Genomic DNA, 22,030 nt, shown 5'->3' with positions numbered 1-22,030 from the left:
CGAGAATGAGCGGTTCAATTACCTGCACAGCGTCGGCTTCCGCTATTTCTGCACAGTGGACTCCACAAAGGCCTGGGTTCAGTTCGGTCAGGATTACTTCCGTCAGGGCAGACGAAACCTCGACGGATACCGGATGTGGAAGGACATCACCGCCGAAGACCCGTCGACGAGAAAGCTCGACGACCTCTTCCAGGCAGAGAATGTCTTTGACTCCGCCCGTCCGACCCCGGTTCCGGAGATGTAACAGCCGTTCACGGACCGAAAGAAACCAGCATTCGGGCCGACTGAAACTTTAACTTGACGCGTGATACAAGAACACAAAACAGCTACCCGGTCAGATTCTCTCAAAGGAATCCAGCCGGGCAGCTGTTTTCTTCTCTTTCAACACCTACGGGCAGTGGGTTTTCTCCTACGACAACCGAAAGGAGTTTATTTATGAATACAAAGCAGTACAACTATCTGATCACGATTGCCTCCTGTCAGGGAATCTCCTCCGCATCGGAAAAGCTGGGGATCTCGCAGGCAGCTCTGAGCAAATTTCTCGCAGAGCAGGAACGGATCCTCGGCGTCAAACTTTTTGTCCGCTACCGGAAACACATGTACCCGACTCCGGCAGGAAAACTCTATCTCGATGCCGCCCAAAATATTCTGACTGTCAAGAACAGTACCCTTCAGACAATCAACCGTCTGACTCACGGAATCTCGGACCCGATCCGCATCGCCTCGACCCCGTACCGCGGAGCAGAACTTTTCAGCCGGGTTTTCAGCCGTTTTTCCTCCCTCTTTCCGACAGTTGATCTGACACTCAGCGAGATTTACTCCTCCCATCAGGAAGAAGAGATCCACCGCAGCCACGTCGACTTTGCCTTCGGAGTCAACCTCCACTCAAGTTACTCCGATGTCTGCAATCTGCCCGTCTGCCGGGAGGAACTCGTCCTTGCGGTTCCCTCCTTCCATCCCCTCGCGCATCTCGCAGACCCCAATCAGCTCGTCTCAATCCCGATTCAGGCGTTCCGGGACACTCCGTTCATCCTTCCCGGCCAGAAAAACAACATCCGAATCGTGGCAGAAAAACTCTTCCAATCTGCTGGTTTTGCCCCGGTCATCGCCTTTGAATCCGGAAACGGAATGACAGTGGATGCCATGATTCGAAAAGGTGCCGGCGTGGGCTTCATCTCAAGCCGTTACGTAAAACCGACTCCGGAACTTGCGTATTTCCGTCTCGACCCGCCCTGTTTCGAGATCTCCTATCTGCGCTACAAGAGCGGAAGACTCCTGACGGACGTGGAGCGGTGTCTGCTTGGCATTTTGATTGAAGAGCGGCTAAAAACCCCTTCTCAGGAGCTGATTCCGGGTCCTGAGATCGAATCATTCCTCAAGGAGGTTCCGCAGCTGTGAGCACAGAAAAACAGAATCCGAATTCATTTTCCTATTCCCCGGTCAATCCGGAGGACATCAATTTTGACACCAAAACACTCCGCTACATCGTGGCGATCGTCGATCAGGGCGGCCTCTCAAACGCTGCGGAGAGTCTCTTTCTCTCCCAGCCGGCGCTCTCCCGCTATCTAAAGGGAGTCGAGGACACCCTTGGAACACCGATCTTCTATCGGAAGCACAACCGCCTGATTCTCACAAATGCAGGGAAGATCTTCATAAATGGTGTCCGCAGTATGCTTCACATTGAGCAGGATGTCTTAAACCGCCTTCAGGCAAGCAAACTCGACCGCAAGACGACGCTGACGATTGCTGTCCAGAATCTCTTTGCGCGCTTTCTCGAAGAAACTGTTCACCCGATGATCCAGAGACAGTTTCCGGAGGCGACACTCCACTTAAATGTCTGCAGCGGCGACCGCGTGAAAAGCCTTGTCAGTGACGGAACCGTGGATCTCGGCTTCTTTATGGGAAACCCTTCTGAGAACCCCTATTTTGCCCAGCAATGTCTTTTTACCTCCGAGCTTGTCTTCTATGCAGCCCCGCAGTCTCCGGGGCTTGCAGAAAGCCAGAGAAACGGGTTCCGCCTCCGAAACTTTGCGGATGAGTCGATGATGATGAGCCTTGAAAATACTTTCCTGTCGCAGATTCAGACGCGGCTCTTGCAGGAAAACGGCATCTCCTCCCCGAAAATCATCACCCGCGGGCGCTTGAATGTCCTTCTCGACCTGATCCGTCTCGGCTACGGAAACGTGATACTTCCGCGGGAAGCCTCCCACTTTTCGTCGGACCGTCTCTTCTCCTTCGACCCGCCGGAATCATACAGCTGCATCGCCGCGTGGTGTCAGGGTCGCACACTCTCTCCGCTAGCAGAGAGTTATCTTGAGGCTGCGCAGACGACTTTTCCCTCTTTTGCGGAATTCTCTGAGATGTAGTGGAAAAGATTTTTCACCGTAACAAGAACAATCCTTCTGTGCATATCGTAAAATAAGTGTGATGAGATTCACGTCCGAACAGGATGAACGGTACTCTCGGACAGGAAAGGAGTTTCCATTGGCAGATCAAAATAGAATTATCATTGACAGCGGACATGGCGGTGCCGATCCCGGCGCCGTCTATGAAAATCGGCAGGAGAAGGACGACAACCTTGCACTCGCACTCGCCGTCGGCCAGATTTTAAGTGAACGCGGAATCCCTGTCGGCTACACAAGAGTGACGGATGTCTACCAGACTCCGCAGGAAAAGGCGGAAATCGCAAACAGATGGGGAGCCGACTACTTTATCTCCATTCACCGCAACGCAATGCCAGAACCCGGAACCGCCTCGGGAATCATGAGCCTGATCTATCAGAACGGCGGACCGGCGGAACTGATGGCACAAAATATCAACTCACAGCTTGAGAATGCCGGATACCGGAATCTCGGAATTTCCGAGCGCCCCGGACTGATCGTGCTGCGAAAAACAAAGATGCCCGCAGTCCTCATAGAGGCTGGCTTTCTCGACAATGAAGCCGACAACCAGTACTTTGACCAGAACTTTGAGAAGACCGCACAGGCAATCGCAGACGGCATTCTGGAAACTTTAGCCAGGGAGAGCGAAGCGCCGGAATACTATCAGATCCAGATCGGCGTCTACCGGAACCGCGCAAATGCCGACAGACAGCTGCGTGAACTGACCGCAAAAGGCTATCCCGCCTTCCTCGTCGCCGAAAACGGTCTCTACAAAGTGCGCGTCGGTGCCTACTTAAATCTTGACAATGCTGCATGGATGGAAAAAACACTCCGCGCAGACGGCTATCCGACCGTTCTGGTGAAAGAAAAAGCGATCTCCTAATGCCCCTGAAGTTGAAAAAAGTTTCTAGCATACAAAACAAAAAACCGGCTATCGGGGAAACATAAGCTTTTCCCTTTGATAGCCGGTTTTCTCTCAAGATTTCACTCTCAAAAAACTCAAATATTGGAAATCTGGATCGCAATGCAGATCCCAAATCCGATAAAAATTGTCAAAGTGATTCCTATCAATTACGCTTCCTCCACATCAACTCCACGCGGTCCTACATGCGTGGAAAATACGATCTGCGTGCTCGTCTTTCCGTACTTCTGAAGCTGTCCGATAAAGATATCGAGTTCCATCGTACTCTGGAATGCCACCTTGAGCAGCATGGAATATGCTCCCGTCACACAGTTGCACTCAAGCACATTTGGAATATTTTCTGCATAGGCATAAAACTTCGGCTTGTCCTCTGGCATCACATCCAAATTGATGAAAGCGATAATGTGATATCCCAGCTTCATCGGATCTACGAGCGCATGATAACCGGCAATTACGCCATCTTTCTCCAGTTTCTCAATCCGGGCGGAAACCGCCGGTGAAGAGAGAAATGTACTCTCTGCAATCGTTTTCAACGATACTCTTGCATTCTCCTGAAGCAGTTTTAAAATCTTTCTGTCAATGTCATCCATTTTATCCTCCCTGTTATCGCTCTGTGTTTCCAGAATTCTTTTCTCAGATTTCAAACATCTTTCAAACACTTTCAAAAGTCTCAGAAAATCCCCCGTAAAACGAAAAAAAGGCGTCCAAACCATTGGGTTTGAACGCCTTCGCTCTCATTCGGATCTCTATCACTTTTTTATATTAGGTATCATAAACGTTTCTTAACGGATTGTCAATCAGAAATTTTACAAACAAAAGTCTGTCTCTTTTCGTTCTCTTTCGTCAATTCGCCAAAAGCATCGCAAATCGCAATCTCTCAGCCCTCAATCCCACAAGCAGGAACCTTAAAACCACGATGTCGCTGCTACATCAGTGCATCGAGATCAATCTCACCGTTAAAGACCTCAACTGCCGGGCCGGTCATAAACACATGGCCACTCTCGCGGTCCCAGCGGATCTGAAGATTCCCGCCCTTAAGCTGTACTTCGACTTCGTCCTCGACAAGACCGTGCATCATGCTTGCGACTGCACACGCGGTCGCACCCGTTCCACAGGCCCAGGTCTCCCCGCTTCCGCGCTCCCAGACACGCATCTGCACATGCTCCCGGTCAATCACACGGACAAACTCCGAGTTTACGCGATCCGGAAAACGCTCATGGTTCTCAAAATCCGGTCCGATCTTTTCAAGGTCCAGGGCGTCCACGTCCTCCACATAGTAGATTGCATGCGGGTTTCCGACACTAATTCCGGTGAACTCAAGATCCTGTCCATTTACATGGATCTTTTCCGGAAGCTCACTCGTCAGCTCCGGAACTCCCATGTCAACCGTCACAGCGACAACCTTTCCGTTCTCTGCCGTCATGCTGAGATGCTTGATTCCAGCCTTTGTCTCCACGTCAATCTCAAGACGGTCCACAATTCCGTGATCATAGGCATACTTTCCGACACAGCGGATTCCGTTTCCGCACATGGCGCCCTCACTGCCATCCTCGTTGAACATCCGCATCCGGCAGTCTGCAACCTCAGACGGACAGATCATGATCAATCCGTCCGATCCGATTCCAAAATGGCGGTCACTCACAAACTTGGAAACTGCGTTCGGATCCTCCACCTTTTCCTCAAACGCGTTTACATACACATAATCATTTCCGATGCCCTGCATCTTTGTAAATTTCATAACCCCTTCTCCTGCCCTCTATATTTTCTATAATCCCCATTAATCCCCATTTTCTTATATGTTGATTAAACTGATTACCATCTGCGCAGTCTCGATCAGATTTGTTCCGCTGTCCATGCTGCACTTCTGTATGTAACGGTGAGCCTCCTCCTCCGTCATGTTGTTGCGTTCCATGAGAAGACTCTTTGCCTGATCAATCACACGCTGTTCTTCCCCACTGCGCTGTTTTGGTTGCTGTCTCTGCTTTCTGCGGCGCCTCGTCTGTGCCTGAACCATCATCTCCAGTGTATCCACCAGATCATGAACCTTCATCGGCATCGGCAGACAGACAATGTCCTCCGGCATCCTTGCCGCCCACTTGCTCGGTGAAGATATCATCAGCATGGAAAATTCTTTCGGCATACAGTCATAGAGCTCCGCAAAGAGCATGTCTGTCAGCCGATATCCACACACAATGATCCCGCTGCTCAGATCCTCCGCCAGCGAAAGTGCCTGAGCACCGGACGTACAGGCCGCATTCACCTGAAATCCGTTTCTCACGAGTATATTTTTAATATTCTTGGCATCCTCCGGTTTGGAGAAAGCAACGATCACATTTGCCAACCTCTCTCACCTCCAGGGCAGAAACTTTTCCGAATCTCAAATTGGTATCCGCTTAAAACTTATTAAAACTTAAAACTTATACAGATACTCTTCTACTTCCCAGTCTGTCACCTCAGCGCGGAACTTCTTCCACTCTTCTCCCTTGGCTTCCAGATATTTCGTGTAAATATGATTTCCGAGAAGATTCTTTGCAAATTCACTTCCCTCAAAGTGTTCCAGCGCCTCCCCGAGTGTCTCCGGGAGCTGGTCAATATGGTGTGCTGCCATCTCTTCATCCGACATGGCAAAAATATTTGTATCCACGCTCGGCGGCGGGGTTAAATTGTTGCGGATGCCCTCCAGGCCGGCTGCCAGGCACGCCGCAAGTGCCAGATACGGATTCACTGCGGAATCCGGACAGCGCAGCTCAATGCGGGTACTCTCCCCTCTCGAAGAAGGAATGCGGATCATCGTGCTGCGGTTTGCAGATGCCGACCATGCCACATAGACCGGAGCATCATAGCCCGGAACAAGGCGCTTGTAAGAGTTGACAAGTGGATTCGTCAGCACAGTCATCTCCTTGATGTGCTTTAAGATTCCCGCCATAAACTGATAGGCAATCTTGCTGAGTCCCAGTTTGTCTGACGGATCTGCAAATGCGTTCGTGCCGTCCGACAGATTTGCCAGAGACATATTGATATGCATGCCGGATCCATTGACCCCTGCCTTCGGCTTCGGCATAAAGGTCGCATGCAGTCCATGACGCTTCGCAATCGACTTCACAGCCATCTTAAACGTCATGATGTTGTCTGCCGCAGTCAAGCCGTCCATATATTCCAGATCAATCTCATGCTGGGCCGGCGCAAGCTCGTGGTGGGAGGCCTCCACACCGAAGCCCATCTCCTCCAAATTCAGCACAATATCGCGGCGAACATTCTCTGCCATATCGATCGGAGCGACATCAAAATATCCTGCCATCTCGTGAGTCTGTGTCGTCGGTCTTCCGTTGTCGTCCGTGTGGAACAGGAAGAACTCACACTCCGGTCCTACATGGAAGGCATATCCCATGTCCTCGGCCTCCTTGAGCACCCGCTTGAGCACATAGCGCGGGTCTCCCTCAAACGGTTCTCTGTTCGGGCGGTAAACATCGCACATCAGGCGTGCAACCTTTCCCTGCTGCGGTCTCCATGGAAATATTTCAAATGTATCAAGATCCGGATACAGATACATATCAGATTCTTCAATCCGGACAAAACCCTCAATTGCGGATCCGTCAAACATGCATCGATTCTCCAGTGCTTTCGGCAGCTGGCTGGCGGTGATGGCTACGTTTTTCAGCATACCGAACATATCGGTAAACTGCAAACGGATGAATTCGACGTCCTCTTCTTCTACCAGACGGATGATGTCATCCTTATTATACTTGCTCATCGTTTTTCTCCTTTTCTTTGCACGGGTTTCGGGCTGCCTGTCCGTCCCCCGATACACAAAGGAGGGCGGCAATTCGATCATCCGGGCAGACGATCCCCTTTTCATGCAACACCCTCGTTCCATGCTCAAATGATAACAGGCAAAGAAAAATTTGTCAATGTATGAATTTTAACAACTCTTCCTCTTATTTGTCATAATTTTCAGCCAATCGCACTTTATTTTCTTCCGGCTTGCCGGAACCTTTGGCTTATGGTAAAATAAAACGATTCACCCGGATTGATTTCCGGCTGCCTGCAACTGTTCACCGATATTTTTATTTTTTACGATTTATTTATGGGGGATTTTTTATCTATGAAAAACAAGAAACTCTCATCCCTGCTCCCGATTGCTGTCTTTCTCATCTTTTATCTGGGGCTTGGAATTTTTTCTGAATATGTCATGAAAATTCCGATGGGCTTTTACAACATCCCGATCGTCGTCGCCTTTCTGCTCGCGATCCTGACCGCCTGCCTGCAAAACCGTTCTGTCTCTTTCGACCGCAAACTTGAGCTCATGGCACAGGGCGTCGGGGACAAGAATATTATCACGATGCTCCTGATCTTTCTGACTGCCGGAACTTTCGTCGGCGTTGTCGGGCGCAGCAGTGCCGAGAGTGTCGCCTACCTGATGCTCTCCCTGATTCCAGCGCGTTTTTCCGTTGCCGTGCTCTTTGTCGTCGCCTGCTTTGTGTCAACCTCGATGGGAACTTCCGTCGGAACGATCACGCTTCTCGTCCCGATTGCGGCCGCGGTTGCCGAGACCTCCGGTTTTTCGCTTGCGCTCTGCACAGCTTCCGTCATGGGTGGGGCAATGTTCGGGGACAATCTGTCTTTTATCTCGGATACGACGATCGCCGCCTGCAATGGTCAGGGATGCGCGATGAAAGATAAGTTCCGGGAAAACTTGGGAATCGCTCTCCCTGCTGCCATTGCCTCACTGATCCTGATTCTCCTCGTCTCTTTTCGGGAAGATCCGGGAACACCGATCCACCACTCCTACAACCTGATCCAGATGCTTCCCTACCTTCTGGTCCTGATCGGAGGAATCGCGGGCGCCCAGGTCTTTCTCGTGCTTCTGACAGGCATCGTCTCCGGCGCTGTGATCATGCTTGGAACCGGACAGACAACACCGTGGGCGATGCTCACAAGCATGGGATCCGGCACTTCCGGGATGTTTGAGACCTGCATGGTCGCAATTCTCGTCTCTGCAATGTGCGCACTGATCCGCGAAAACGGTGGCTTTGATGTCCTGCTTGAGACGATCCACAAAATCTTCCGAGGAAAAAAAGGTGGACAGCTCGGAATCGGTCTTCTCGTCGCCCTGCTCGACATTGCAACAGCAAACAACACTGTCGCGATCGTCATGGCAAACCCGATCGCAAAAGAGATGTCCGATGACTACGGCATCACTCCGAGAAAAACCGCCTCCCTCCTCGACACCTTTTCGTGTATCGCTCAGGGTGTGATTCCCTACGGTGCCCAGATGCTCGTCGCTCTCTCTGCCGTGCACGAACTGGGGTATGAGCTGTCCGCATTCGACATCATTCCGCGTCTCTTTTATCCATCGATGCTGCTTGTCAGCTCACTGATTTTTATTTTTCTTCTCCCGGAGAAAAAAGCCTGAAAGACTAAAAAAAGACGGAAGCGCAGGATTCCTTTCTGGAAACTGTTCTTCCGCCTTTTTCTTATTTCTTACTTCTTAATTTGTAATTTTCTACGTTTTCTCTATTCTGATTCTTTTCTAATTACTTTCTCTTTTATAGGAGAGTGCACGGATCGCATTGAGGATTGCGAGAACAGAGACTCCGACATCGCCGAACACAGCCGCCCACATCGAGGCATATCCGAGTGCGACAAGGATCAGCACAAGCACCTTGACTCCGATCGCAAAAATAATGTTCTGCCGCACAATTCCAACCGTCTTTGAGGCAATCAGGATCGCATCCACAATCTTTGACGGCTCATCATCCATGATGACAACATCGGCCGCCTCCACTGCGGCGTCAGAACCGATTCCTCCCATCGCAATGCCGACATCAGCGCGCGCAAGAACCGGGGCATCGTTGATTCCATCCCCGACAAACGCAAGCGTCTTTCCGGGTGCTTTTCTGCCAAGAAGTTCTTCCACCTTCTTAACTTTGTCTCCCGGAAGAAGATTTCCATAAACCTCATCAAGGCCCAGCTTCTCTGCGACTTTTCGTCCGACTTCCTCGCGGTCTCCGGTCAGCATCACAAGTTTCTTGACGCCATGGCGGCGCAGGCCCTCAAGCGCCTTCGGCACATCCGGACGGATTGTGTCAGAGATCACAATCGCACCGAGATACCGGCTCTGCTCTGCGAGATAAAGCGTCGTTCCGAGAAGAGCTGCCGGCTGTTCGATAACTGCCCCGCATGCCTTCATGAGTTTTTCATTTCCAATGTAAATCTCCCGGAAGTTTCCATTTTCTTCAATCTGTGCGTGAATACCCTGACCGGAAATCTCTTCGACGTTTCCGATTCGGCCCGCATCCACCTCGCTTCCGTATGCACGCTTGATCGAAAGCGCAATCGGATGGTTGGAATTGTGCTCGGCAAACGCTGCAAGCTCGAGAAGTTCCTCCCTCGTCGTGCGAACTGCAGAGACTTCCGTCACTTCAAACTGACCGGTTGTCAGAGTTCCCGTCTTATCAAAGACAACCGTCTCGAGACTTCCGACCGCCTCAAGGTAATTGCTTCCCTTCATCAAAATACCGTTCTTCGATGCGGCACCGAGACCGCCAAAGAAACTTAACGGAACCGAGATCACAAGCGCACACGGACAGGAGACAACAAGGAAACTGCAGGCGCGGTACACCCAGGTGCTCCATCCGCCTCCGAGAACAAGCGGCGGAATCACCGCAAGAATCACGGCGAGAACCACGACGATCGGCGTGTAGACTCTCGCAAACCGTGTGATAAATGCCTCCGCCTTCGCCTTTCTCGAACTTGCATTCTCAACGAGTTCGAGAATTTTTGAGACAGTCGAATCATCAAAAAGCTTCGTCGTCTCGACCTCAAGCACACCACTCAAATTGATCGAACCGCTCACAACCGCCTGACCTTCGATCACCTCAACCGGCATCGACTCACCAGTCAGCGCTTTTGTGTCGAGCGTGGAACTTCCCTTTCTGACGACGCCGTCAAGCGGAACCTTCTCACCCGGGCGGATCACAATCGTGTCACCGACCTCGACCTCATACGGATCGACCTGCTCCTCCTGTCCCTCTCTCAAAAGATTTGCATACTCCGGATTGATGTCCATCAGATCTGTGATCGACTTTCTCGACTTGTTGACCGCATAGTCGTTGAAGAGTTCTCCGATCTGGTAGAAGAGCATTACTGCCACAGCCTCCTCAAGGGAGCCGACGACGATCGCTCCGATGGTCGCCACCGACATCAGAAAGTTCTCATCGAAAATCTGTCCCTTCGTGATGTTTCGGCAGGCACGCAGAGGAATGTCATACCCGGCAAAGAGATATGCCGCAAGAAACGGGATCCACGCAAACGCAGACCGTTTTTCCAGAATCAGCGCCAGAATGAAAAATACGGCGCTGGCACTGAGCCTGGTTACCATCTTTTTCTGTTTTTTTGTCATCACAGTCATCCTTTCCTTCCGGCGCTCTCCGGAATCCTGTCTCTATCTTTTTTCTGATCTCGCCCTGCAATTAAGGGAAATCCCCTTTCTCACAGAGACTCTCTTTTCCACGTCCTGTTCTTTAGCGCAGAACCTTAAACTCTGCCTCCGGCTCGATCTTGTCTGCAACCTTTCTTGCTCCCTCAACGACCTGATCTTCCATTCCATCCTCAGCCTCGATCACAAGACGCTGGGTCATAAAGCTCAAAGATGCCTCCTTGACGCCGTCGAGCTTCTTGACACCCTCCTCAATCTTTGCAGCACAGTTTGCACAGCACAGTCCCTCAAGCTTAATGATCTTCTTCATCGTTTTTCTCTCCTTTTCTTTGCTTTTCTTTTTTATTTTTTTGTTTTATTTGTAGCTGTCTTGCAGTACATTTTTGTACTTTTACAGTTACTTTTATTTTTGTTACTTTGTTACTTTTATCTTTCTTTTGCGAAACCTTTTTGTTATTCAAATCTGCCTGTTTTATTCGCTGATTTATTTCTATTCGCTGATATGTTCCATTCCCTGAGCAAGAATCGTCTGAATGTGCGAATCCGCAAGACTGTAAAAAACCGTCTTTCCCTCTCTGCGAAAGGACACCAGTCTCATCTGCTTCAAGGTTCTCAGCTGATGGGAAATCGCCGATTGCCCCATCTGTAAAAGAGTTGCAATGTCACAGACACACATCTCAGACTGGCTGAGCACATACAGGATCTTAATTCGCGTGGAGTCTCCAAAGATCTTAAAAAATTCAGACAGATCAAGAAGCTCCTGCTCATCCGGCATGACTCGCTCCACCTTCTCCACGATCGCATCATGGACATGGATGAATTCACAGGTTCCCTCTTCCACTTCCTCTTCAATCTTTGCTCTCTCTTCCCTGGTCATCAAAGCCTCCGTTTGTTTTTATGTTCATATGAATATCTGTTCATATATTTATATTAGCATATTCTAACTCATTGTCAAGTAAAGTACGCAAAAAAAGAGAAACTTTCAAACATTTAATCTCAATGTTCAAAAATTTCTCTTCTATCCGAATTATTTCTCCGGTCAGCCTGCCAGATGCAGCATCTCAATCAGGAAAATCCAGCTCAATCCATAGTACGAAATCACGGCAACAAGGTCGTTGATTGTCGTGATTAACGGACCGGAAGCGACTGCCGGATCCACATGAATCTTCTTGAAAAAGAGCGGAATCAGCGTGCCGACTGCGCCGGAAATCAGCATTGCGAGCACAAGTGCCGCGCCGATGCATCCCGACACTGCATAGGCAAATGCAAATGTCTTTTTCTTAAAGAATACAATGTAAAGTCCGATCACGGTGAACGAGAGCACACCGAGAATCATACCGTTTGAGAATGCGATTCTCATCTCTTTCCACACCAGTTCCAGTTTCTGGCGAACAGTCAGAGACTCATCCATCAGAACACGGATGGTGACAGCCAGAGACTGGGTGCCGACGTTTCCTGCCATGTCAAGAATCAGTGACTGGAAACACATGATCAGCGGAAGCTGACTTACCACCTGTTCAAACAGACCTACTACCGACGATACCAGCATGCCGAGAACGAGAAGAATCAGAAGCCACGGCAGACGCTTTTTCATGCTCTCCTTGAGTGGTTCCTTGAGATCTTCCTCCGCAGTCAGACCTGCTAACTTTGCATAATCCTCTCCCATCTCATCGTCAACGAGTTCTACGATGCTCTGGGAAGTGATGACTCCGAGAAGACGGTTACTGTTGTCCAGAACCGGAATGGAGTCCTCCGAGTAATCCTTCAGTTTCTCAATACAGTCGTCAATCGCCTCATGGCCGTACACATACGGGTAAGAGGTGACAATCAAATCCTCAAGCGGTGCCTCCGGCGGTGCTGTGAGCAGATCTCTTAAATCCATCGCACCATAAAAAGTGTGGTCATCCGTCACCATAAACAGGGTGGAGATATTGTCATTCTTCTGGGCCTGACCGACGAGGCTTCCCATCGCCTGCTTCGCTGTGAGATTCTCCCGGATCACAATGCAGTTTGTCGTCATCCAGCTTCCGATCTCCTCCTCGTCAAACGAAGCGATCACTGCGACGCTCTTTCTCGCATCATCGTCCATGAGCTCAATTAAAAGCGCCCGCTTCTCCTTCGGCTCCATCTTCAGGACATCCACAACCGCATCTGTCTCCATTCCAGAGAGAATAGATGCCGCTTTCTTGATATCCATCTCATTCAGATAACCGGCTGCCTCACGCTCATCGATGTGCTCGAAGATATCCGAGAGCATGTCCGTGTCGAGAACGCGGCAGACTTTCTGCCGTTCCACCACTGTCAGCTCCGGAAAGACATCTGCCAGATCATTTTCATGGTAATCCTCCAGCTGCCCGCGCAGGACACCCGGTGATGCATTTCCCCGGATAATTTCCAGGATTTCGGACTTGTAATCTTCCTGTACTTTATTTTCCATGTTCGATCCCCCTTATTCAGTTTTTGATGCAGTACTCCTGAATCTATTCAAGTCGATACAGACTTTCCATCACTTCCATTCAGGTACTGCGCTTGCAAACAGGGACGAGTTCCGAACAGGATCAGATTATCAGAGCAAACAGAATAGACTGCCGTCTGCTTCCGACCCTGTGCTTCTACTTCGTCCATGACTGTCGCCGTCCATTCTGTTCACCTGCCTTTTTCATAGAATTTCCTGTTATCTTAACAGGATTTTAGCGGGTACCTCAAAAATATCCCGATATATTATAGTCTACTTCCCCCTAAAAGTAAACTTGAAAATGCAATTTTTTATGTACAAAAACAGGCTTTCTGCACAAGAACCATAAAATCGCCTGATTCTCCTGTACAAAAAGCCTGTCTCTGTCTGTTTTCTCAGCCCTCAGTCACCGGGCCCATTCCTCGCTTCCGAGAGATCGATCCTACACGGATGCTCTGCCTTGACACTCACCTGACATCCATATATTCATCTTCACATCTTAAAACTTGCACACAGTGTCTGATCTGCCGTTGTCGCATAGTCTCCGGTGATTCCGATGTGATCAGCCATGCAGCGGTGACCCTCGTTGTACATACACTTTACTGCCTCACAGCTGACCTCTAACTTTTCCTCCGGTGTCTGGAAGACATTCGTAAAACTGCCCTCTTTCTTCTCATCGAAACTGCAGCAGCACGTGTCTTCTTTCGTGCTCGCGTCCTGACCATCGACTACAATCGCCTGACGGCAGCAGCAGTGGTCGGAATTGTGCAGACAGTTGGTGACAGAACATTCAAGTTTCGTCATAATAAATGCATACCTCCTTGATCCAAAAATCATAATTATCTGGCATCAGGAATAGTATGCATTTATTTTTAAAACTTATTCTGTTGTCCGAAATTTTCACATCAAAACTTTTTCAAGCCGACGCGACTGGATCAATGTCTGACTTTGATCTGACTTTGATCTCACTTTGAACTTACTTGTTCTCTGCGACAACCTCTACCTTGCGGTTTTCCTTGCGCTCAATCTCGCCCTGAATATCGGACAGGAAATCTGCAAGGCTCTTCTGTCCCTCGTCGCCCTTGAAACGGCTGCGGACAGCGACAACACCATTCTCCTCTTCCTTCTGGCCGACAACCAGCATGTACGGGATCTTGTTCTTCTGAGCCTCACGGATCTTGTAACCGATCTTCTCGGAACGGGTGTCAAGCTCTGCACGGATACCAGCCTCGTCGAGCTCTGCCTTTACCTTCTGTGCATAGTCGAGATACTTGTCGGAGATCGGCAGTACCTTTACCTGTACCGGAGCCAGCCAGGTCGGGAATGCACCTGCAAAGTGCTCGATCAGGATACCGATGAAACGCTCGATGGAACCGAATACAACGCGGTGGATCATGATCGGACGATGCTTCTCGCCGTCTGCACCGATGTACTCAAGCTCAAATCTCTGCGGAAGCTGGAAGTCAAGCTGGATGGTACCACACTGCCAGGTACGTCCGATTGCATCTACCAGATGGAAGTCGATCTTCGGGCCGTAGAATGCGCCGTCGCCCTCGTTGACTACATAGTCAAGGCCGAGCTCATCGAGTGCATTTCTCAGACCGTCGGTTGCTACCTCCCAGTCCTCATCGCTTCCCATGCTGTCTTCCGGTCTCGTGGACAGCTCTACATAATACTTGAATCCGAACAGCTTGTATACGCTGTCGATCAGGTTTGCTACACCCTTGATCTCATCCTTGATCTGGTCCGGGGTCATGAAGATATGTGCATCATCCTGAGTGAAGCAGCGAACACGCATCAGACCGTGAAGCTGACCGGATTTCTCATGGCGATGAACAAGACCAAGCTCACCCATGCGCAGCGGCAGATCGCGGTAGGAACGCGGCTCAGAAGCATAAACCAGAACACCACCCGGGCAGTTCATCGGCTTGATTGCGTAATCTTCGCCATCGATCACGGTTGTGTACATGTTCTCTTTGTAGTGATCCCAGTGTCCGGAAGTCTCCCACAGGCTGCGGTTTAAGATCACCGGAGTGGAAATCTCCACATATCCTGCCTTCTTGTGGATCTGTCTCCAGTAGTCAAGCAGAACATTCTTTAATACCATGCCCTTCGGCAGGAAGAACGGGAATCCCGGGCCAGCCTCATGCATCATGAACAGGCCAAGCTCCTTGCCGAGCTTTCTGTGATCGCGCTTCTTTGCCTCTTCCATCATCGTGATGTAAGCCTCAAGCTCCTCTTTCTTTGCGAAAGCAGTTGCATAGACTCTGGTGAGCATCTTGTTGTGCTCATCACCTCTCCAGTAAGCACCTGCAATGCTCATCAGCTTGAATGCCTTGCCGACTTCCTTCGTGTTTGCCAGATGCGGGCCTGCACACAGATCGGTGAAATCTCCCTGGCGATAGAAGCTGATGGTCTCACCCTCCGGCAGATCCTCAATCAGCTCTACCTTATACGGCTCCTCTTTCTCCTTCATCAGAGCGATTGCCTCTTCTCTCGGAAGCTCAAAGCGCTCTAACGGCAGAGCCTCTTTCACGATCTTCTTCATCTCTGCCTCGATCTTGCCAAGGTCATCAGAGGTAATCGGGGTCTCAAAGTCGATATCGTAGTAGAAACCATCTGCGATAGACGGACCGATTGCCAGCTTTGCGCTCGGGTACAGGCGCTTGACTGCCTGAGCCATCACATGGCTTGCGGTGTGGCGCAGGGTGGACAGTCCGCCTGCATCCTTTGCGGTCAGGATGTTCAGGGCACAATCTTTGTCCAGAACTGTGCGCAGATCTACAACCTCTCCGTCAACCTCTCCTGCACATGCGACTCTTGCCAGACCCTCGCTTAAGTCTTTTGCGATATCCAGAACGGACATCGGCTGTGCATACTCTTTTACACTTCCATCTTTTAATGTAACCTTCATGATTCTGACTCCTTCTTTAAAAAAAGTTTCCTACGCCATGAGGCGCGATTTCTAAAAAACATAGAACGCACTTTTTTATGAAACAAAAAAATCCCCTGTCTGCACAAATGCCAGACAAGGGACGATCTTCATCGCGGTTCCACCCTGTTTGTTATGAGTCTAACAGTCTATCTGCTCTGCCTCACAACCACTTCATTCTGATGATAACGGAATCACCGGATCCGATTAAGGATCACTCCGAGATGGTCTTCACCGCGTCTTCCCCGCAGAATGCTTCCACCAATCACATTCCTCTCTGTGCGCTCCGGGCGGGCTACTCTTCTCATCAACGTATTTTTATATCTCGTTTGCTTTCGATTCGTACTTCATTATAACACGACAGGCAGATATGTCAAGCCTGTCCGGATGCAAAATTATCCTTTTCCTCATAAAATCGTGGGAATTGACGCCTGCAGAATTCTGATCGCTTCCTGTTCATCCGGTCCCTCCGCCTGGATCTCAATCCGATCCCCGCATTTCGCCTTCAGTCCCATCAAAGCCATCACTCTGCCTGCATCCACTTCTTTTCTTTTCAGCCGGATGCGTACTTGTGACTGAAAAGGCTCTACCAATCTGCTGATTGCCGCCGCACTGCGCGCATGCATTCCAGCCGGGTCAGAAATTACATATTGAAACCACGTCATGTCTCTCATCCTCCAAACATTTTCATGTGCCTTTTATAAAAGTACACGTTTTCCGGTTTCCCTGATTTTCACACACATTTCTTCTCCCCTTCACGTTCAGTTTATCAGCCTTTTGTAAATTCGTAAACAGCATTTTTGACCATAAGCAAAAGTAATTTTTTCAATCATTTTTACATATTGGCTATTTTTTCTTCCGTCCCTTATAATAAAATCAGTCAGTCAGACAAGATTTCCACGTTTTCCATTCATTTTTTGGCTGACTTCACATGACTTTATTTGTCACAGAAATTTTTATTTTATTTCAGATTTGTAAACACACATATTCTTTACATATCAAGGAGGATTCTATTATGGCAGGAACACCAATCATCACAGAGATGCAGGTCATCCCGGTAGCAGGATACGACAGCATGGAAATGACGCTCAGCGGAGCTCATGCACCGTACTTTACAAGAAACCTTGTCATCATCAAGGATAATTCCGGCCACACCGGTATCGGTGAGATTCACGGAGGCGAATACACCGAGGAGTGCTTAAACAGCTACATTCCGCTCGTTGTCGGACAGGAGATCGGCAAGTACCGCTCCATCCTCGGCGCCATCCACAGAGGCGGCAAGCGCGCAGAAGGCGATGACGGCGAGGGCATCCAGACCCTCGACATCAGCAAGCTGAAGTTCGTTGTCCGCGCTGAGTGGGCAATTGAGTGCGCTCTGCTTGACCTGCTCGGTCAGCATCTCGGTGTTCCGATGTGTGAACTCCTCGCAGAGGGCAAACAGCGCAATCAGGTCGAGGTACTCGGCTATCTGTTCTACGTATCTGACCGCAACAAGACCGATCTTCCTTACTTAGATGAGTCCACGAGCTCCGATCCGTGGTTTAAGATGCGCCGCAACGCAATGCTCTCCCATGAGCAGATTGTGGAGGAGGCACAGTGCCTTCAGGAGAAATACGGCTTCCGCTGCTTCAAGCTCAAAGGCGGTGTCTTCTCCGGCGAGTACGAGATGGATACCGTCCGCGCTTTAAAGAAACACTTCCCGGACGGACGCATCAACATCGACCCGAACGGCGCATGGAGCCTCGCAGAGGCAATCAGCCTGTGCAAGGGTATGCACAACACCCTCTCCTACATCGAGGATCCTTGCGGACCGGAGGCAGGTTTCTCCAGCCGTGAGATCATGGCCGAGTTTAAGAATGCGACAAACATGCCGGTTGCAACGAACATGATCGCAACCAACTGGCGCCAGTTCTACCATGCAGCAGCACTCAAGTCCGTCGATATCGTGCTCGCTGACCCGCACTTCTGGGGTCTGGAAGGTTCCCTGCGCATGGCATCCATCTTAAACGACTGGGGTCTGACCTGGGGCAGCCATTCCAACAACCACTTTGATATCACTCTGGCTACGTTCGCCCATGTCGCTGCTGCCGCTCCGGGCAACCCGACTGCTCTGGATACCCACTGGATCTGGCAGGATGGCCAGAACCTCTTAAAGGATGCTCCGATGATCAAGAACGGCTATCTGGAAGTTCCGAACCGTCCAGGTCTTGGTGTCACCCTCGACATGGATCGCGTCATGGAGGCAAACCGTCTCTACAACAGCATGCCGTCCCATGACCGTGACGATGCAATGGCTATGCAGTACCTGATTCCGAACTGGAAATATGACTCCAAGAAGCCTTGCCTTGTAAGATAAGATTTATTGTTTCATTATTATTCTCTTTTCATAGTACCTCTAAAAAGTGCGGTAAAAAAGTGCAGATTTTTACCGCACTTTTCTCTTTCTGATTGTTTTCAAATTTTTCCAAAAAAGATATAATAGATTGAGAATAAAGACAAAGTTCCCAATGAAATTTAATGGAAAGGAATCTCTCATCATTCATGAAACCCGTCAAAAACCACTCTTCTCTGGACTTCTTCACAAAGATCAAAGTACAGAAACAGCTGTACCTGATTTTTTTTATTGCTATTTTTATCCCCGTCGTCGGAGTAGGCGGATACTTAGTCCGGCAGACGAGAATCCGGCTGTTTGACCACTATGCAAGTCAGACCCGCTCCGACAATCTGCGCGTCAAGTCTCTTCTGCTTGACTTGACCAGCAATATCTACCGGCAGTCACAGACTCTCGCCTCCGATCCTGAGCTCACCGAGCTTCTTGGCACCTCTTATGGGTCCGAGGAGGAGGGGCTTAAAGCCGCCAGAAACTGCAGGCTTTTAAAAAACGCACTCTCACAGGATGCCTCCCTAGGCGGAATCGCTGTCTATACCTGGAATCCCTCAATTCCGGACAGCACTTACATCCACCCGATTACCGACGCTCTAAAAAGCGAGCCATGGTTCTCCCATGCCTCAACTTCCGTCACCCCGTTCTGGAATGTGGAGACTGAGCGGAGCAACCGTTTCGGGACAGAGATCCGGGTGCTCTGCCTCTACACGAGGATATTTCTTCCGAACATCCGCAGTTACGCCATCTTAAAGACCACAGTCAGCAGGAATTATATCAAAAACCGGATTGAGAACAGTTCCATGCACACAGTTCTGTGGCTGAACGACCGGGAGGTTTTCTACACCAGCGACGACCGTCTCTCCCTCCCTGGTCTTGAACAGTACGACAGTCTTCCGGGAGAATCCTTCAGCGGGACACTCTGCCTTGCCTCGGATGACCGGCGGATCGGCACAGTCTCGAATCTCTCCGCGGTCTACTCCGACGACGTATTCCGCATGGCTTCGCTGAGTCTCGACGGATATCCGCAGATCAACCGGATCACCGGTGTCTATGTCGGCATTCTTGCCCTTGTGCTCTCTGCCGCCAGCCTGTTTATCTATGCTTTCTCGCGCTATTTCAGCGGAAGAATCAACACGCTCCGGGAGAGCATGCACCGCGCAAGCATGGGGGACTACAACATCACCGACCATTTCCACGGGGAGGATGAGATCTCCGAGGTCTTCACCGATCTCAAAAAGATGATCGAAGAGATCCGCCAGAAGGAGGCCTCGATCTATCAGGCACAGATCCGCACGCAGGAGCTGGTCAACCAGCAGCAGCAGATGGAATTTAAGATGCTCTCAAGCCAGATCAACCCGCACTTTCTCTACAACACGCTTGAGACCATCCGCATGCGCTCTCTCAAGGCAGGAAACCGGGAGGTCGCAAATGCAGTCAAGCTTCTCGGCAAATCCATGCGCTATGTGCTCGGAAATACGACAACCGCTTCGACAAGCCTCGCAAGAGAACTTGATTACATCGAGACTTATCTTGCAATCCAGAAACTCCGCTTTCATGACCGGGTCAACTATTCGCTCTCCATCCGGCCGCCCGTTGACTTAAACGACTATGAAATCATGCCGCTTCTGCTCCAGCCCATCGTGGAGAATGCGATTCTTCACGGACTTGAGGAAGTGGAACAGAACGGCAGAATCATTCTTCACATTGAGATCCTTGAGCCTTATCTGCGCATCCGTGTCTATGACAATGGATGCGGAATGACGCCTGAGGAAATCAAAAAAATGGAAGACAACATCTACCACCATCCGAAAGACTCCTCCCGGAGCATCGGATTATATAACATCAACCAGAGAATCGAGCTGTGTTACGGATTTGGATATGGAATTCAGGTCCAGAGCAAAAAAGGCTTTGGAACTCTGGTCACGATGGTAATACCAGCAAAAAAATTTACAGGGGGAATGACAAATGAAACTGCTGATCGCAGATGACGAGATCGGTGTACGCGAGGGAATTCGTTATCTTTTAGACTGGGATGCCCTTGGATTTACAATCTGCGGGGAGGGAAAAAACGGCCAGGATACACTCGAACAGATTGAAAAACTGCACCCGGATGTAGTCCTGATGGACATCCGGATGCCGAAGCTGACCGGCCTTGACGTGGTCCGCCTTGCAAGGGAGGCCGGATTTTCCGGAAAATTTATCATTGTCAGCGGCTACTCCGATTTCAGCTATGCACGGGAAGCAATGCGCTACGGGGTGAACAGCTATCTGACAAAACCAATCGATGAGGAGGAACTCGAAAAAGCCGTGATCGAGGCGAGAGATTCTCTTCTCGAGGAACAGAGCAAAGAGAACCGGATGCTTCAGTACCGGGACCGCGCGCGCGAATCCATCCTCAAGGAGATTCTTCTCAATCAGGCATCTTATTCCTATTTAGACTATCGGGACCTGACTCTCGATGTCCCGGTCTGTCAGGTTGTTCTCTATGCCAACTATAATCAGGAATCCTTCCAGACAACCTGGGATTTTGCAAGCATCCTGCGCCTCGCCAACCACAATCACAACTCCCTCGATTATCTCAAAATCGATAATCAGGACGTGATTCTGTTGAAAGGAGAGTTCGCGCTGCGGCGTTTTCAGGAACTCGTCGATCACTATATCAGCCAGCCACAGAAAGGCTCTCCCCTCGATGCCCTCTTTTTGACCTACGGCCGCCCGGTCTACTCTCCGGAACAGATCCACTGTTCCTATGAGGACGCCCAGACTCTGATGAAGCGCCGCTTCTTCTGCGAATTCAACCAGCACGTCCTCGGATACACGGAGATTCCGGCCGAGACGCATCTCTCCCGCGAGTCCTCCATGGAGAATCTCTATTCCCGGCGGATTTCCGACTACATCCAGTCCGGAAACCGTCATATGATGCTCGAGGTGTTAAAGGAGATGCGTCAGGATTTCTATGCGTCCGGCGAGGAGATTTCCGTGATCCGCCGCTGCCTCGAAGATGTGATGATCCAGGTCAAGTCCCTCGTGACGCGTAACTATGATGACCTGACTGCTCTTCTTCCCGGAAATGCCGCAATCATCAGCACCATCGAAGAAAAGTATTATCTCTACGAGATTTTACAGTTCTTCACGATGCAGTTTGAGATCTGCATGAATGCGATCGGTTCCCCGAGCCGTGACAGCGTCATGGACGGAATTCTCCAGTACATCCAGCACAATTACCGGGAAGACTTAAAACTCGGCTCCATCGCGGAACTCTTCGGCTACAACAGCTCCTACCTCGGAAAAGTCTTCACCAAGACCGTCGGCAAGAGTTTTAATTCCTACGTCGATGAAGTCCGCATTGAAAATTCCAAGCGCCTTCTGATCGGGGATACCTGCAAAGTCTACGAGATTGCCCAGCTCGTCGGCTATGCCAACGTCGATTATTTCCACAAGAAATTCCGAAAATACGTCGGCATGAGCCCCGCCGAGTTCCGAAAAAATGCAACCGGACGCAGCGAGTGATTCATC

Annotated in this window: 19 protein-coding genes, 1 pseudogene and 1 other annotated feature; of the genes and pseudogenes, 8 read left to right on the top strand and 12 right to left on the bottom strand. The window is 50.1% G+C overall.

All coding sequences use genetic code 11. From position 1 onward, the window contains the following. From ACR0QE_RS04660 to ACR0QE_RS04645, 4 genes and pseudogenes are all read left to right on the top strand, one after another. Positions 1–244, top strand: a pseudogene (locus tag ACR0QE_RS04660) (polysaccharide deacetylase); the annotation flags it as partial. Positions 245–435: 191 nt separating this feature from the next. Next, positions 436–1,398, top strand: coding sequence for a LysR family transcriptional regulator (locus ACR0QE_RS04655; RefSeq protein ID WP_432627201.1), 963 nt, complete (start codon positions 436–438; stop codon positions 1,396–1,398). Continuing rightward, a complete protein-coding gene (locus tag ACR0QE_RS04650) occupies positions 1,395–2,366 on the top strand; it encodes a LysR family transcriptional regulator (RefSeq protein WP_432627200.1) in 972 nt (323 codons plus the stop codon). Before ACR0QE_RS04655 ends, ACR0QE_RS04650 begins: the two co-directional genes overlap by 4 nt. A 118-nt stretch (positions 2,367–2,484) precedes the next feature. Further along, the gene (locus ACR0QE_RS04645; RefSeq protein WP_432627199.1) at positions 2,485–3,264 is read left to right on the top strand and encodes an N-acetylmuramoyl-L-alanine amidase; all 780 of its coding nucleotides are present in this window, start codon (positions 2,485–2,487) and stop codon (positions 3,262–3,264) included. A 188-nt stretch (positions 3,265–3,452) separates the two neighbouring features. Here ACR0QE_RS04645 and ACR0QE_RS04640 read toward each other — a convergent pair whose 3' ends face one another. The 4 genes from ACR0QE_RS04640 to glnA all read right to left on the bottom strand — a co-directional run bounded on the left by ACR0QE_RS04640 (position 3,453) and on the right by glnA (position 7,054). Next, a complete protein-coding gene (locus tag ACR0QE_RS04640; RefSeq protein ID WP_177976600.1) occupies positions 3,453–3,893 on the bottom strand; it encodes a winged helix-turn-helix transcriptional regulator in 441 nt (146 codons plus the stop codon). A 335-nt stretch (positions 3,894–4,228) separates the two neighbouring features. Then, complete coding sequence (dapF, locus tag ACR0QE_RS04635; protein WP_432627198.1) at positions 4,229–5,041, bottom strand: diaminopimelate epimerase; 813 nt, start codon at positions 5,039–5,041, stop codon at positions 4,229–4,231. A gap of 54 nt (positions 5,042–5,095) precedes the next feature. Next, the gene (locus ACR0QE_RS04630; RefSeq protein WP_432627197.1) at positions 5,096–5,644 is read right to left on the bottom strand and encodes an ANTAR domain-containing response regulator; all 549 of its coding nucleotides are present in this window, start codon (positions 5,642–5,644) and stop codon (positions 5,096–5,098) included. A gap of 69 nt (positions 5,645–5,713) precedes the next feature. Beyond that, positions 5,714–7,054: a type I glutamate--ammonia ligase gene (glnA, locus tag ACR0QE_RS04625; protein WP_432627196.1), complete on the bottom strand. Its 1,341-nt coding sequence runs from the start codon at positions 7,052–7,054 to the stop codon at positions 5,714–5,716. Positions 7,055–7,405: 351 nt separating this feature from the next. Here glnA and ACR0QE_RS04620 point away from each other — a divergent pair, with 351 nt between their 5' ends. Continuing rightward, positions 7,406–8,716 (top strand): Na+/H+ antiporter NhaC family protein, encoded by a 1,311-nt coding sequence (locus ACR0QE_RS04620; RefSeq protein WP_432627195.1) that lies wholly within the window; start codon positions 7,406–7,408, stop codon positions 8,714–8,716. A 117-nt stretch (positions 8,717–8,833) separates the two neighbouring features. On the opposite strand, the gene ACR0QE_RS04615 is transcribed toward ACR0QE_RS04620, so the two are convergent. The 8 genes from ACR0QE_RS04615 to ACR0QE_RS04580 form a co-directional block, all read right to left on the bottom strand. Further along, entirely contained in the window at positions 8,834–10,705 is a 1,872-nt protein-coding gene (locus ACR0QE_RS04615; RefSeq protein WP_432627194.1) for a heavy metal translocating P-type ATPase, read from the bottom strand. Between the two features lie 121 nt (positions 10,706–10,826). Then, on the bottom strand, positions 10,827–11,051 hold the full coding sequence (locus ACR0QE_RS04610) for a cation transporter (RefSeq protein WP_432627193.1): 225 nt from the start codon (positions 11,049–11,051) through the stop codon (positions 10,827–10,829). Then, positions 11,035–11,202, bottom strand: a complete 168-nt coding sequence (locus ACR0QE_RS04605) for a hypothetical protein (RefSeq protein ID WP_432627192.1) — start codon at positions 11,200–11,202, stop codon at positions 11,035–11,037. The genes ACR0QE_RS04610 and ACR0QE_RS04605 overlap by 17 nt, the downstream gene beginning before the upstream one ends. 29 nt (positions 11,203–11,231) lie before the next feature. Then, positions 11,232–11,618, bottom strand: coding sequence for an ArsR/SmtB family transcription factor (locus ACR0QE_RS04600; RefSeq protein WP_432627191.1), 387 nt, complete (start codon positions 11,616–11,618; stop codon positions 11,232–11,234). A 162-nt stretch (positions 11,619–11,780) separates the two neighbouring features. Beyond that, positions 11,781–13,178: a magnesium transporter gene (gene mgtE / locus ACR0QE_RS04595; protein WP_432627190.1), complete on the bottom strand. Its 1,398-nt coding sequence runs from the start codon at positions 13,176–13,178 to the stop codon at positions 11,781–11,783. 510 nt (positions 13,179–13,688) lie between these two features. Next, positions 13,689–14,000, bottom strand: coding sequence for a DUF1540 domain-containing protein (locus tag ACR0QE_RS04590; protein ID WP_432627189.1), 312 nt, complete (start codon positions 13,998–14,000; stop codon positions 13,689–13,691). Positions 14,001–14,172: 172 nt separating this feature from the next. Beyond that, on the bottom strand, positions 14,173–16,110 hold the full coding sequence (gene thrS / locus ACR0QE_RS04585; RefSeq protein WP_432627188.1) for a threonine--tRNA ligase: 1,938 nt from the start codon (positions 16,108–16,110) through the stop codon (positions 14,173–14,175). Between the two features lie 114 nt (positions 16,111–16,224). After that, positions 16,225–16,448: a binding site (T-box leader), on the bottom strand. Between the two features lie 87 nt (positions 16,449–16,535). Then, positions 16,536–16,793: an HPr family phosphocarrier protein gene (locus ACR0QE_RS04580; protein ID WP_432627187.1), complete on the bottom strand. Its 258-nt coding sequence runs from the start codon at positions 16,791–16,793 to the stop codon at positions 16,536–16,538. 350 nt (positions 16,794–17,143) lie between these two features. On the opposite strand from ACR0QE_RS04580, the gene ACR0QE_RS04575 reads away from it, so the two are divergent. The 3 genes from ACR0QE_RS04575 to ACR0QE_RS04565 all read left to right on the top strand — a co-directional run bounded on the left by ACR0QE_RS04575 (position 17,144) and on the right by ACR0QE_RS04565 (position 22,024). Further along, positions 17,144–18,484 carry an enolase C-terminal domain-like protein gene (locus ACR0QE_RS04575; protein WP_432627186.1) on the top strand — a complete coding sequence of 447 codons (1,341 nt, stop codon included), beginning with the start codon at positions 17,144–17,146 and terminating at the stop codon, positions 18,482–18,484. A gap of 185 nt (positions 18,485–18,669) precedes the next feature. Next, a complete protein-coding gene (locus ACR0QE_RS04570) occupies positions 18,670–20,502 on the top strand; it encodes a sensor histidine kinase (protein WP_432627185.1) in 1,833 nt (610 codons plus the stop codon). Then, on the top strand, positions 20,480–22,024 hold the full coding sequence (locus ACR0QE_RS04565) for a response regulator transcription factor (protein ID WP_432627184.1): 1,545 nt from the start codon (positions 20,480–20,482) through the stop codon (positions 22,022–22,024). Before ACR0QE_RS04570 ends, ACR0QE_RS04565 begins: the two co-directional genes overlap by 23 nt. The last annotated feature ends 6 nt before the right edge of the window (positions 22,025–22,030 follow it).

The organism is Brotaphodocola sp. (assembly GCF_050873065.1).
Lineage (GTDB): Bacteria > Bacillota > Clostridia > Lachnospirales > Lachnospiraceae > Brotaphodocola.
This window is presented reverse-complemented; position numbering and strand designations above follow the sequence as displayed.

Excerpts from the sequence above, each read along its gene's own strand:
- ACR0QE_RS04655 (WP_432627201.1), top strand. The coding sequence starts at position 436 with ATGAATACAAAGCAGTACAACTATCTGATCACGATTGCCTCCTGTCAG.
- ACR0QE_RS04640 (WP_177976600.1), bottom strand. The coding sequence starts at position 3,893 with ATGGATGACATTGACAGAAAGATTTTAAAACTGCTTCAGGAGAATGCA.
- dapF (WP_432627198.1), bottom strand. The coding sequence starts at position 5,041 with ATGAAATTTACAAAGATGCAGGGCATCGGAAATGATTATGTGTATGTA.
- glnA (WP_432627196.1), bottom strand. The coding sequence starts at position 7,054 with ATGAGCAAGTATAATAAGGATGACATCATCCGTCTGGTAGAAGAAGAG.
- ACR0QE_RS04620 (WP_432627195.1), top strand. The coding sequence starts at position 7,406 with ATGAAAAACAAGAAACTCTCATCCCTGCTCCCGATTGCTGTCTTTCTC.
- ACR0QE_RS04615 (WP_432627194.1), bottom strand. The coding sequence starts at position 10,705 with ATGACAAAAAAACAGAAAAAGATGGTAACCAGGCTCAGTGCCAGCGCC.
- ACR0QE_RS04610 (WP_432627193.1), bottom strand. The coding sequence starts at position 11,051 with ATGAAGAAGATCATTAAGCTTGAGGGACTGTGCTGTGCAAACTGTGCT.
- ACR0QE_RS04600 (WP_432627191.1), bottom strand. The coding sequence starts at position 11,618 with ATGACCAGGGAAGAGAGAGCAAAGATTGAAGAGGAAGTGGAAGAGGGA.
- mgtE (WP_432627190.1), bottom strand. The coding sequence starts at position 13,178 with ATGGAAAATAAAGTACAGGAAGATTACAAGTCCGAAATCCTGGAAATT.
- ACR0QE_RS04590 (WP_432627189.1), bottom strand. The coding sequence starts at position 14,000 with ATGACGAAACTTGAATGTTCTGTCACCAACTGTCTGCACAATTCCGAC.
- thrS (WP_432627188.1), bottom strand. The coding sequence starts at position 16,110 with ATGAAGGTTACATTAAAAGATGGAAGTGTAAAAGAGTATGCACAGCCG.
- ACR0QE_RS04580 (WP_432627187.1), bottom strand. The coding sequence starts at position 16,793 with ATGACGTGGTTTCAATATGTAATTTCTGACCCGGCTGGAATGCATGCG.
- ACR0QE_RS04575 (WP_432627186.1), top strand. The coding sequence starts at position 17,144 with ATGGCAGGAACACCAATCATCACAGAGATGCAGGTCATCCCGGTAGCA.
- ACR0QE_RS04570 (WP_432627185.1), top strand. The coding sequence starts at position 18,670 with ATGAAACCCGTCAAAAACCACTCTTCTCTGGACTTCTTCACAAAGATC.
- ACR0QE_RS04565 (WP_432627184.1), top strand. The coding sequence starts at position 20,480 with ATGAAACTGCTGATCGCAGATGACGAGATCGGTGTACGCGAGGGAATT.